This window comes from Geopseudomonas sagittaria (genome assembly GCF_900115715.1).
Classification (GTDB): Bacteria; Pseudomonadota; Gammaproteobacteria; order Pseudomonadales; family Pseudomonadaceae; genus Geopseudomonas; species Geopseudomonas sagittaria.
The window spans coordinates 33,740-45,988 of sequence record NZ_FOXM01000002.1; the positions used below are offsets into that span (position 1 = coordinate 33,740).

Consider the following 12,249-nt stretch of genomic DNA (forward strand, 5'->3'; position numbering starts at 1 on the left):
GCGGGCTCCCTTCCGGTTGCGATGGGTAAATGTGCTGTTGGCATCAGGCGTGCTCCTCGCCGGACCAGTACCAGAGCGTGTCACCCCAGCTGGAACCGATGAAGCAGGGCATGAGTTCGCCTTGCTGGAAGTGGCGGCGGGAGTTGGCCTGCGCCGGGGTGAACCAGTAGCCGGCGCGCGGGCAGGGCTGGCCGGCCTCGACGCGGCCGATCTGTGTCGAGCCGGCCGGTGGGGTGAGGTTGCGCGCATAGGCGACCAGATCCCTGGGGTAGACCATGTGGTCGATCTGGCTGTCGTCGATGCCGTAGAGGAAGGCGATGGCGCCGGCTTCGAAGGCCCAGTAGCCACTGTAGCTGCCATTGTCGCCGTCGATGCTGAGGTGCGAGTCGTACCAGGGAGCCTTCTTGAAGGCGGGGTACCAGTCCTTGCAGTACTTATCCAGCAGCTTGCTGGCTTCCTTGGGCGTGGCGGCGCGGATGACCTTGAGCAGGCCGGCGAAAGGGCGCTTGAACAGCAGATCGTCGGTTCTGACCCGGCTGTCGTCGTAGAAGGAGAGCAGGGTTTCGTAGATGGCGTCCTGGCCCTTGTTGTCGCGGTCGAAGATGGCGGAGAGACGAGGAATCAGCTCACCGCGGCCGAGCAGGATGCATAGGCTGAGGGTTTGCAGAAACTGCTCGTAATCGTCGTTCTCGCCGAAGCCGGCGCAGACTTCATCGCTGCCGTAAGAGATGATGTCCAGTTCTCGTTCTTTCTCATAAACTGCAACCAAGGCATCTAGCCTAGGGGTTATTTGCTCTGGGTTTTGGCCCTCTGTATAAGCGGCGGATATTAGGAAATATGAATTTCTGCAAAGGCCTGTTGCAAGTATGGCTCTGTCGTAATCATTGATCAGAGGGTTGGAAATATCTTCCAAAATATCCTCGTTCCAGTCTTCAAATATGGAGGTCAGTCTTTGAAAATATTTTTTTGTCGCAAAAGATTGACGGCATGATTTTTCAGTGCTCATTGTTTTTCCTCGTCTAGGCCTTTGGCGCCGGGATATTTTCCAGTCTTTCTCTCGCGCAGCTTGGCTTTGTTGACTGCGTTTTTCACATTGCCATCGGGGTAGTGGATGGCCGCATGCTCATCATGAAGTTCCGCAGCGCCATTTTCGAAAGTGGCCCCCAGATGCGTTAATAGTGAGTCGGAGTAGGTCGGTGTATAAAAAACATGTCGATCATAGGGCCATGCTCCGTCTGGTAGTTTCTTTAATACCTTCCTGGCTATGTCGGGGGGTATGGCGCGATATATGTTTTTATAAATCCACTCGTGGCTCATCTGCACGACGCGGTTGTGCCCACTGCCGCTGCCCTCCAGCAACCTGGATATGCCAGGCTTGCGGGTATTGCCGGGTCTGCTCATGTACTTGGGCTTCTTATTCTTGCTGCTGATGCTGGCCTTGGCGTCGACAATGGCGAAGGGCTTGCCGTCATTGTTAGCGCAGCCGGTGGCGCACCAGACCGCATCGATGCCTGTGCCGAACGAGGGATCGGTCAGCTTGAACAGCTTCTGGTGGTCTTTCGGGCTGCCGCCGCGGGACAGCTTGCCGGCCACCAGCGCGCTGGGCTTGGCGCCTGTCCATTGGCCCGCGCCGCCCAGGTCATGGGCTTCCCAGCCGCTGCCCCAGCCCAGCTGCTCGTAGCAGTAGTAATCCGCGATATGCTCTCCGGCGACGCTGAGTATGGCGTTGTCGATGCCCTCAATCGGGTACGTGCGTGTTTGCTGGGTGTCTATTCTGTTCGGGCCGGAATGGCTCGGGGTGTCCTTGCCATCGGCGTTGTCCCGCGCCTCGCCCCTGGGTTTTATACCCACGGCGGGCTGGCCGTTGTCGGAGACTGTCGCAGAGCTATTGCGTTGCTTGCTGCGCCATTTGAGCAGGCGCCGCTCGACGATGCCCAGCATGCTCGACAAGTTGTCGCGGGCAATCACCAGCACATCGATGACACCGTGTTGCAGTGAACTCGGTAGCGCCTCGAAGGCACCGGAGTCTCTGACCCCTTCGATGATCTCGTCGAGCTGGGTGCGCAGGGCATCGGCATCGAAAATCTTGGCCAACAGCTCCTCCGGACTGGTTCGGATACCGCACTCTTCCAGCACAAAGCGGAGGAAGTCGAACAGCACCGGCGCGAAGCGCTCGGGGTCGCGGTTGACCAGGCGCAGGCTCTTCTTCACGCCATCCCCGGGGCCGGGAATCCAGCCGATGATCGCCAGGACCAGATCGAACTGGGCCTCCTCCTTGGTGGACGTCGTTTTCGATTGATAGACCCGAATCGCCGACTCGACGGTGTCGTAGGCGTCGATGGCCTGGCCCAGAAAGGGCACGGCTCCGAGGGCGATGCCCTTGGCCAGCTCGGTTACGGCTTCCTGGTAGGCGGCCTGACGCTGTGCCTGCGGATCGAGTCCCTGTTCGTCCTCGTTCAGTTCGAGGTCTTCGTCGTAGTGGTCCATGTCGCTCATACCAGTCGTCCTGAGGCTCGAGCGATCAGCTCGTCAATGTCGAGGGTTGCGGGGTCGAGGCCGATGCGACACAGGTCTTCCTCCAGGTCTCGCCGGGTGGTTTTCACTACCTTGATGGGTTCCAGATCGAAGCTGCGCGGGTCTTCGCCGTAGTAGATCTTCGAGGGGCCGGGCGGTACGTCTTCGAGTCGTGCGAAGCCTTTCTCATCCAGCTTGCCTTCTCTGACGGAACCGTCGCTGAACTCCACCCGATAGGGGGCGTGAGGAACGGGTTCGAGGTTGTCGTGATGCAGGTTCAGCTCCAGCCAGGTGGTATTGGCCTTGGCGCTATCGAGTAGCTTGCCGGCCCTGTCCGTATCCGCGGCTCCCGGAATCAGCGGGCCGAGTATCTGGATGCCCGAACCGCTCCCCGGCGCCCCGCCCGAGTTGATGCGGATGGTCGCCGCGCTGAGGCTGACCCCGCTCGGGTCGAGCTTGAGCCAGCTGCCGCCTCCTTGGGCGGTGAACTCCAGGCCGGCGTCGATCACCACCTTGTTGCCGGCGTAGTAGTGGATCTCGCTGCCCGCCTCGATAAACCGGCCGCTGCCGAGCTTGATGTGCTGGCTGCTGCCGACCGTGAGGTGGTCGCTGGCGCGTACCTCGCTCCTGCGCTCGCCGTGGGTGGTGCGGTGTTCCTCGGCCTTGAGTTCGCTGTAGCTGTTGGCCTCGACGCTGTCGTGGCGCTGGTGGCCGACGCGGAGCTTCTGGTCGTGCTCGATGTTCTGGTCCCAGTCGCGCTGGGCGTGCAGGTAGATCTGCTCCTGGCCTTTGCGGTCTTCGATGCGCAGTTCGTTGTAGCCGCCACCGCCCGGTGAGCTGAGGGTCTTGAACACCGTGCGGGTCTTGTTGGCCGGCAGGTCGTAGGGGACGACGTGTTCCTTGTGGTACAGGCAGCCGGTGACCAGCGGCTGGTCGGGGTCGCCTTCGAGGAAGGTGACCAGCACCTCCATGCCGACCCGCGGGATGGCGATGCCGCCGTAGCGGTCGCCGGCCCAGCTCGACGACACGCGCAGCCAGCAGCTAGTGGCGTCGTCGGCCTGGCCCTCGCGGTCCCAGTGGAACTGCACCTTGATGCGGCCGTATTGGTCGCAGTGGATCTCCTCGCCGGCCGGCCCCGTGACCACGGCGCTCTGGCTGCCGAGGAGGCGCGGCTTCGGATGCTCCAGCGGCGGGCGGAAGAGCACATCCCAGGGCGTGACGGTGAAGCGGTTGCGGTAGCCCTGCTGGAAGCCGTCGCTGGCGGTTGTATCGCTGGTGACCGACTCCTCCAGCACCTGCGGCTGGCGGCCCTCGTGGTGGATTTCGCCGAGCAGCCACAGCTGGTTCCACTCGCGGCGCGGATGCTCGCCCAGCTCGAGGAAGTGCCCGCTGCGCAAGGTCGGCTGGTCGCTGTCGCCCTCGGCCAGCTGGTAGTCGGCGCGGTGGCGCTCGAGGGCGCGGCGGGCCAGCTGCTTGCCGCGCGCGCCTTCGCTGTAGCGCCCGGGGTAGTCGTAGTCCTCCAGGTCCGGGGCGAACGCGCTGGTGACCGCGCTTTCCAGCGACAGGCGCGGCTGCTCGAAGTCGTAGTCGCGGCGGGTCACCCGGCTGGTGCGGGTTTCCAGACGCACGGCGAAGCGCTTGACCACCGGCTCGTCGGCGACCAGGCCGCTGTCCTGCACATAGGCGGTGGGCCGCCCCAGTTTGGGGAATACCGTCTGGTCGTCGCCGAACACCAGCACATGGCCGTCCGCGCTGTGCTGGAAGTGGTAGTGGATACCTTCCTCCTCGCACAGGCGCTGTACGAAGTGCAGGTCGGACTCGTCGTACTGCACGCAGTAGTCGCGCGGGGGATAGACGGTCGGGCCGAGCTGGAAGCGGTGGCCGTCGCCCTCGAGGATGCCGTGCTCGGCCAGTACCCTACCAACGATCTGCGGCACTGTCAGGTGCTGGAAGATGCGCTGGTTGCTGCGCTGGGCGAGGTAGGCCAGGCGCGGCACCAGGCTCAGCCGGTAGCTGGTCAGGCGCTGGCCGGAGTCGCCCTGGGCGATGCGCTGGACCAGACCGTGCACGCCGGCGCCGTCCGCGGCGAAGGCGAGGAAGGCCGGGCGGTTGAGCAGGGCCTCGAGGTCGAGGTCGGGGCGTTCGCTGATCAGCTCCAGGTCGAAGCGCCAAGGCTGGCTGATGGCCTCGCGACCGTCGAAGGCGAGGACCTGCAGGTCGTGCTCGACACCGTCGATGCGCAGTTGGAAGTGGGGCTGGTTGGCCGGATTGAACATGCTCTTCTCCCTGAGCCTCAGATATCGCTCGCGCTGATGTTCAGCTTGTCCATGCGGTACAGCAGGGTGCGCCGCGGCAGGCCCAGTTCGCGGGCGGCGTGGGTCTGGTTGCCGCGGTTCTTGCGCAGGCAGTCGAGCAGCAGGTTGCGCTCCACCCGGTCGAGGCGCTCGCGCAGGCTGAGGGTGCTGTCGGCGGCGTTGTCGTCGTGGCGCAGGTTGAGGTGCTCGGGCAGCAGCTCGCCGCCTTCGCAGAGCAGGACGGCGCGTTCGACGATGCTCTTCAGTTCGCGCACGTTGCCGGGGAAGTCGTAGCTGGCCAGACGCTCCTGGGCGGCGTCGGACCAGCGGCACGGGTCGCGCTGCAGGAAGGCGCAGGCGTTGGCGGCGAAGTGCCGGGCCAGGCGCAGGACGTCGCTGTCGCGCTCGCGCAGCGGCGGCAGCTCGATGGGGAAGTGCGACAGCCGATAGAACAGGTCCTCGCGAAAGCGGCCTGCCTCGACCTGGGTGCGCAGGTGGCGATGGGTGGCGGCGATGATGCGCACGTCGACCCGGTGGGTCTCGGTCGAACCGAGCGGGCGCACCTCCCCCTCCTGCAGCACGCGCAGCAGCTTGGCCTGCAGGGCCAGCGGCATGTCGCCGATCTCGTCGAGAAACAGGGTGCCGCCGTCGGCGGCATCGAACAAGCCTGGGCGGTCGCGGTCGGCGCCGGTGAAGGCGCCCTTGCGATAGCCGAACAGCTCGCTCTCCAGAAGGTTTTCCGGCAGCGAGGCGCAGTTCTGCACGATGAACGGGCGGCTGCGGCGCAGGCCGCAGTCGTGGATGGCGCGGGCGACCAACTCCTTGCCGGTGCCGGTCTCGCCGGTGACCAGCACGCTCACCGGGTTGTGCAGGACCTTGCCGATCAGCTGGTACAGCCCACGCATGCGCGGGCTGTCGCCGATCAGGCCGTAACCGCTGGCCAGCGGGGCCGGCACGGCGGGGCTGGCGTCCTCCGCAGGGCGGGGCGCGCGCAGGCGCTGCAGCAGGTGCAGCTGGGCGAGGGCGAAGCCGCCGAGCCGGCCGAGCGAGGCGGCAAAGCCCTGCAGGTCGCGGGAGCTCTGGCTGGCGACCAGCAGCAGGCCGCTGCAGCGCTGCCGCTCGTCCAGCAGCGGCAGGCACAGCAGGCTGCACCAGGGCAGGCGGGCCGGCGGCAGGAAGCTGCTGTCGTGCAGGCTGGCGTCGAGTCCGGCCAGGCTCAGCGTGCGGTTCTGGCACAGGCAGTATTGCAGCAGCTGGGCGTCGCGATAGTCGCTCGGCAGGCTGGCGGCCTCGCGCGGTTGCAGCAGGCCGTCGAGCCATTCGGCCGACAGGCACAGCCGGGTGTGGCTGTCGTCGAGCAGGTACAGCTGGCTCAGCTCGCCGCCGGACAGCTGCGCGGCCGCCCGCACCAGGCCGCCCAGCAGGCTGTCGGCAGTGGCGGCGCGGGCCAGGCTGGCATAGCACTCGAGCAGGGCTTCGGCGTAGTGCAGCGGCTGCGGGACCTGGGCGAACAGCGCCGTGGCGTCAGGCGAACTCACAGGTCAGCGCTCCTTCGCCGTCGAGGGTGGCGTGCACGTGCTGCAGGGGTGCGCCGCCGGCCATGGCGGCGAGCAGGCGGTCGACCACCAGCGGCTGCAGGTGGCGCTCGATAAACTGGTCGATCAGCCGTGCGCCGCTGTCGCCGTGGCTGCAGCGTCCGCCCAGGTGCTCGACCAGCGCCGCGCAGTGGCTGAAGCGCAGCTGGCGACGCGCCAGACGCTCGCCGAAGCGCGCCAGCTTGAGCTCGACCAGTTCGCGCAGCACCTCGCCGGCCACCGGGTAGTAGGGCACCACGCGCATGCGCGCCAGCAACGCCGGCTTGAAGTGCTGGCTGAGCTGCGGGCGGATGGCCTGCTCCAGCTCGTCGGCATCCGGCCGCCGGCCGCCGGCGCAGAGCGCGGCGATGCGCTCGCTGGCAAGGTTGGAGGTGAGCAGGATCAGGCAGTTGCGAAAGTCGATCGCACGGCCCTCGCCGTCGTTGGCCACGCCCTTGTCGAAGATCTGGTAGAAGAGGTTGAGCACGTCCGGGTCGGCCTTCTCCACCTCGTCGAGGAGGATCACCGAGTAGGGTTTCTGGCGCACCGCCTCGGTGAGCATGCCGCCCTCGCCGTAGCCGACGTAGCCCGGCGGGGCGCCGATCAGCCGCGACAGCGAGTGCTTCTCCTGGAACTCGGCCATGTTGATGGTGGTGAGGAAGCGCTCGCCGCCGTACAGCAGGTCGGCCAGGGCCAGGGCGGTCTCGGTCTTGCCGACCCCGCTGGGGCCGACCAGCAGGAACACGCCGACCGGCGCGTCGGCCTTGTTCAGGCCGGCGGCGCTGGCGCGCATGGCCCGGTCGAGGGCCTGCACCGCCTGTTCCTGGCCGCGCACGCGCAGGCCGAGGTCGGCGGCGAAGCCGGCCACCTTGCTGCTGTGTTCGCGGGCCAGCTGGGCCAGCGGCACGCCGGTCCATTGGCTGATCACCTCGGCGACCAGGCGCGGGCAGACCTCGTGGCTGACCAGGCGCTCGGCGGCCTGGGCGGCGGCCAGTTCGGCCTGCAGGGCGCGCAGCTGGTCTTCCAGTGGTTCCGCGGCGGGTTGCGCGACGTTCCCGACATCCTCCGCGGCAGTGACCAGCCGCGCAGTGGCGCAGCGCTGGCGCAGCTCGAGTAGGCGTTCGGCCAGGCCGCGCTGGCGCTGCCAGCGGCTTTCCAGCTGCTCGCGTTCGGTGCGCGCGGCGGCCAGGCGCTCTTCCAGCTGCGCCAGGGCGGCAACGTCGATCGGCAGCCCGGCGTCCAGGTCGCGGCGCAGGGCCTGCTGCTGGCGCTCGCCTTCGGCGATCTCGCCGCGCAGGCGCTCCAGCGCCTCGGGGGCTGCGGCCAGGCTGATGCGCACCCGCGCACAGGCGGTATCCAGCACGTCCACCGCCTTGTCCGGCAGCTGGCGCCCGGCCAGGTAGCGGGCCGACAGTTCGGCGGCGGCCACCACGGCATCGTCGCGCAGGTAGATGCCGTGACTGCGCTCGTAGACCGGCGCCAGGCCGCGCAGGATGGTCACCGCCTCGGCCACCGTCGGCTCGAGCAGTTGCACCGGCTGGAAGCGCCGGGCCAGCGCCGGGTCCTTCTCGAAGTACTTCTTGTATTCGCTCCATGTGGTGGCGGCGATGGTGCGCAGCTCGCCGCGGGCCAGCGCCGGCTTGAGCAGGTTGGCGGCGTCCGAGCCGCCGGCCTGGCCGCCGGCGCCGATCAGGGTGTGCGCCTCGTCGATGAACAGGATCACCGGTCGGGGCGCGGCCTTGACCTCGTCGATCACCCCCTGCAGGCGGCGCTCGAACTCGCCCTTGACGCTGGCGCCGGCCTGCAGCAGGCCGAGATCGAGGCCGAGCAGCTCGACGCCCTTGAGCGCCTCCGGCACCTCGCCGCTGGCGATGCGCAGGGCCAGGCCCTCGACCAGCGCGGTCTTGCCGACGCCGGCCTCGCCGACCACGATGGGGTTGTTCTTTCGCCGCCGGGCGAGGATGTCGATCATCTGGCGGATTGCGCCGTCGCGGCACAGCACCGGATCGAGCTTGCCGTCCTTGGCCTGCTGGGTGAAGTTGTGGGTGAAGCGCGCCAGCGCCGATTCGCCACCCGCGGCGGGCTGGCCGGCGGCCGGCTGCGGCTGCTGGCTGCGGGCGAAGTCGCGCAGGCGCTCGGTGTTCAGTCGGGACAGCAGCTGCTGGTAGCGGGTGCCGGCATGGCGCAGCGGGCTGCACAGCAGGGCGAGGAGCAGGGCGGCCTGGTCGATCTGGCTCTGGCCGAGCTCCAGGCTGGCGGCCAGCAGGGCATCCTGCAGCCACTGCACCAGCTCGGTGGCGAACACCGGGTTGCGCGACGCGCTGGCCTCGCCGCGCGGTTGCAGCACGCCGGCCAGTTCGCCGGCGTCCACCCCGGCATCCTGCAGGGCGCGGGCCAGCAGACCGTCCGGGCGCTCGAGCAGGCCGAGCAGCAGGTCCTCGACCAGGATCTTGCTGCCGCCGCGGGCCACGCAGCGCTCGGCGGCGCCTTCCAGGTCGCGGCGGGTCGCGGCATCGAGGGCCTGGACCAGCTGTTGCAAATCGACGTTGATCATTTCATCGCTCCTTGATTGATGCGGCTGCCCAGGGTGACCAGGCCGTCGGCGCGGTCGCGGCCGAGCCAGCTGGTCCAGCCCAGGCGGCAGGGGTTGGCGGCGCCGATGCGCAGCTCGCGGATTTCGTCCCGGCGCAGTTCCAGGCGGATGTCGTAGTCGAGCGGGTCGCGCAGGGTGAAGCGCACCAGCGCACAGAGCGGCTGGTAGCCGTCGCCCAGCGGCAGGAAGTCGTGGAAGCCTTGCCAGCCGAGCTGGCGGATGTGGATGCGGAACTTGCCGCCGCGGTCGCGCACCCGCTCGCCGAGCACCAGGCTTTCCCCCAGCTGGCTGTTGGCGCGGCCGAGGCGGTTGCGCTGTTCGTCGAGGATGGTCACCCGGCGCTCCAGGCACTGCTCGATGTGCAGCTCGGCGTGCTTGAAGTAGTAGCGCAGCACCGATTCGATCAGCGCTGCCGAGTGGGCGCGCAGGCTGAGCAGGCCGAGGTAGGGCAGCAGGCGTTTCCAGTTCAGCTCCGAAGCGTTGCGGATCTGCTCGCCGCCGAGACCGATCAGGGCGAACAGCTGGGCGGACAGCGGATCGCGGGCACCGCTGGCGAAGCGCGCGTGGTAGCGGTACTTCTGCCAGATCGGCAGCAACAGGCGCTGCAGGCGGCTGTTGAACAGGTCGAGAAAGTGGCGGGTCGGGTTGTCGGTGGCGCTGTCGCCCAGCGCCTGTTCGCCGTAGAACGCCGGCAGCGGCGAGCCGGCACCGCACAGGCCGACCAGGTTGATGCACAGGCGCGCGCGCAGCTCGCCGTGCTCCTCGAAGAACTGCACGCGCTCGATGTCGCAGCCGGGAAAGCCCAGGCTGGGGTTGGCCTGGAATTCCAGGCGTTCGTACAGCGCCTGCTCGTCCAGCTGCGGATGGGCAGCCTGCAGGCGGTTGAGCACCCGCTGCACGCCCTGGAACAGGCTGTACTCGCGGATGCTCCGGCCGAGCCGGTTCAGAGCAGGGGCTGCTGCCCCATGCGCGGCGTCCATTGGTACACCTCTCCCTGTGTGCTCTGCACGCGCAGCTCGTGGTACGAGTTGAGGCTGGCGTACAGGGCGAAGAATTCGTTGAGCACCGAGGCGAAGAGGAACAGGTCGCCCTCGCCCAGGTAGCAGTCGGCAGCCATGACCAGCTCGGTGCGCACGCCGCGCACCGGCAAGCCGCGGTGCAGGCGGTCGACGTGGCGGTGGTCGATCTGCTTGAGCCCGCCGAGCAGGCGCCGGCTGACCTTTTCCGCGTGCTGGTCGTAGTGGCGCGGCAGGTCGTAGGTCTCGAGGATCGCCTTGAGCGCCTCGACGTTGGCCAGCGACAGGTAGTTGAGCGACATGTTGGAAATCAGCTTCCACAGGTAGTCGCGGTGCAGCGGCGGGGCGTAGCTGGGGGTCACCGCGCCGATGTTGCGGAACGCCAGGAACTCCGGGGTGCCCTCGCAGGGCCGGCAGATGTCGCCGATCCCCAGTTGGCGCGGCAGGTTCTGGTTGGTGCAGGTCAGTTCGATGGACAGCGTCTCCTGCTGGTCGGCCTGGCGCGCGCCGAAGCTCAGCCAGGTCTCCAGGCCGTCGCCGAGCAGCGAGGGCTGCTGGCGCACGCTGTAGTGCGGGCGGGCGTGGGGTACGTCGAAGCTGGCGTCGTGCTCGAACGACTCGAACGGCACGTACTCCTCGTAGCCCATGCCGCCGGGCCGCCAGCCGGTGACCCGGTCGACCGAGAACACCGCGCAGTGCTGCGGGTCGTATTCGGCCGGGCGCAGCAGGTACTGGTCCTGGCGGCCGTCGAGGCGGATCGGCGTGGCGTCGTGGGCGAACAGGTTGACCACCGGGGTGCAGTACAGGCGCAGGTTGTCCAGGGTCGGCTGGATGCGCTGCACGCCGGCCTGGCGGATGTCGAAGCGCAGCTCCAGACCGCGGGCGCGCTTGAGTTGCTCATCTGGCAGACGGCGCAGGGCCTCCAGCCCGTGCAGGTCGACGAACAGGAACTTGTCCTGGAAGGCGAAGTACTCCTGCAGGTAGCGGTAGCCGCGGAAGGTGTTGAGCGGGTAGGGAATCAGCGCCTCGTCCTCGGCGAAGCCGACCGGCTGCACCTGGCCGGCCTCCAGGCGGAGAGGCGGCAGGGGCTGGTCGTGGGCATCGCGCAGCGGCTGGCCCTCGGCGTCGAGGGCGACCAGCTGGATGCCGTCGAGGTGGCGCAGCAGGCCGAGGTAGAGCAGCTGGCTGATGTAGCGCTCGCCACTCAGGTGCAGGCGCAGCCGGCGCAGGTCCAGCTCGCCGAGATGGCCGTCGGCGCTCATGCTCAGGCGCAGGCTGAGCAGCGCGCCCTCGCCCTGCACCGCATAGTCGAGGGCACGCAGCGCCAGCGGCAGCACCTCGGTCGCGTAGGCGGTGCGGAAGCGGCAGGTCGCGCCCTGGATCGGCTTCGACTCCACCGGCGTGTGGCGCGCTACCGTCAGCGCCGGCCCCGGGCGCTTGAGCGGCTCGAACTGCAGCATGCTGAACGCCGGCAGCGGGCGCATGTAGTTCGGCCACAGCAGGTGCATCAGCGAGTGGGTCAGCTCCGGCAACTCGTCGTCGAGCTTCTGGCGCAGGCGCCCGGTCAGGAAGGCGAAGCCCTCGAGCAGGCGCTCGACGTCCGGATCGCGCCCGCTCTGGCCGAGGAACGGCGCCAGCGCCGGGCTGCGCTCGGCAAAGCGCTTGCCGAGCTGGCGCAGGGCGTTGAGTTCGCTCTGGTAGTAGTGGTTGAAAGACACGAGTCAGTCCTTGACGTGAATAGCGCTTGAAGGGAGCCGCGATTTCACAGCGTTCGAGAAGGTGCATCGCCGGTAAGGCGGCAGAGACGCCTGCATCGAGAAGCACGTAAAGGCTTTAAGAGATAGCCCCGACGGCCGGTGGTAGAAGCTCTTTTCACATGCATGCTTCGATCACCCAGCCTTCATACCCACTGTCAGTGGGGTAGATAGCTCGTCTGTGTACCCAGATCGCCTTTTCAGACTCGGCAAACTCGCGTTGCCAGAGCAGCCACTCCGAGCTCTTCAGCAGGACGCCGTCTTTGCTGTAAACGCGGAAGAATGAGTCGCTGCTAAAGAGCTTTACGATCTTTCCCAACGCGCCGAGCGAGGAGAATTTGGGGATGTAGGCATTGATGTAGCAGGACCGTGACTCATTCCAGTAGGTCATGTAAGGCGTGGCTTTCGAACTCAGGTTGATCTTTACGAACAGCCAGCCTCCGCTGATTGCTAGCAACACGATGAGCAGCGTCATGGGGATGGCATGGTTTGTCTTGGGCATCT

8 protein-coding genes are annotated in these 12,249 nt (G+C 67.3%); all 8 read right to left on the reverse strand.

Features of this window, described 5'->3' with window-relative positions; translation table 11 throughout:
• Positions 1-43: 43 nt before the first annotated feature.
• Positions 44-1,006: a PoNe immunity protein domain-containing protein gene (locus BM297_RS02490; protein WP_092427968.1), complete on the reverse strand. Its 963-nt coding sequence runs from the start codon at positions 1,004-1,006 to the stop codon at positions 44-46.
• Positions 1,003-2,496: a hypothetical protein gene (locus BM297_RS02495; protein ID WP_175526581.1), complete on the reverse strand. Its 1,494-nt coding sequence runs from the start codon at positions 2,494-2,496 to the stop codon at positions 1,003-1,005. The genes BM297_RS02490 and BM297_RS02495 overlap by 4 nt, the downstream gene beginning before the upstream one ends.
• Positions 2,493-4,790 carry a type VI secretion system Vgr family protein gene (locus BM297_RS02500; protein ID WP_092427970.1) on the reverse strand — a complete coding sequence of 766 codons (2,298 nt, stop codon included), beginning with the start codon at positions 4,788-4,790 and terminating at the stop codon, positions 2,493-2,495. The genes BM297_RS02495 and BM297_RS02500 overlap by 4 nt, the downstream gene beginning before the upstream one ends.
• A gap of 17 nt (positions 4,791-4,807) precedes the next feature.
• The gene (locus BM297_RS02505; RefSeq protein ID WP_092428609.1) at positions 4,808-6,322 is read right to left on the reverse strand and encodes a sigma-54 interaction domain-containing protein; all 1,515 of its coding nucleotides are present in this window, start codon (positions 6,320-6,322) and stop codon (positions 4,808-4,810) included.
• Positions 6,323-6,332: 10 nt separating this feature from the next.
• Positions 6,333-8,936 carry a type VI secretion system ATPase TssH gene (gene tssH, locus BM297_RS02510; protein WP_092427972.1) on the reverse strand — a complete coding sequence of 868 codons (2,604 nt, stop codon included), beginning with the start codon at positions 8,934-8,936 and terminating at the stop codon, positions 6,333-6,335.
• Positions 8,933-9,955, reverse strand: coding sequence for a type VI secretion system baseplate subunit TssG (gene tssG, locus BM297_RS02515; RefSeq protein ID WP_092427974.1), 1,023 nt, complete (start codon positions 9,953-9,955; stop codon positions 8,933-8,935). Before tssG ends, tssH begins: the two co-directional genes overlap by 4 nt.
• Entirely contained in the window at positions 9,919-11,709 is a 1,791-nt protein-coding gene (gene tssF, locus BM297_RS02520; protein WP_092427976.1) for a type VI secretion system baseplate subunit TssF, read from the reverse strand. The genes tssG and tssF overlap by 37 nt, the downstream gene beginning before the upstream one ends.
• A 154-nt stretch (positions 11,710-11,863) precedes the next feature.
• Positions 11,864-12,247 (reverse strand): hypothetical protein, encoded by a 384-nt coding sequence (locus BM297_RS02525; RefSeq protein WP_245768186.1) that lies wholly within the window; start codon positions 12,245-12,247, stop codon positions 11,864-11,866.
• Positions 12,248-12,249 lie beyond the last annotated feature (2 nt).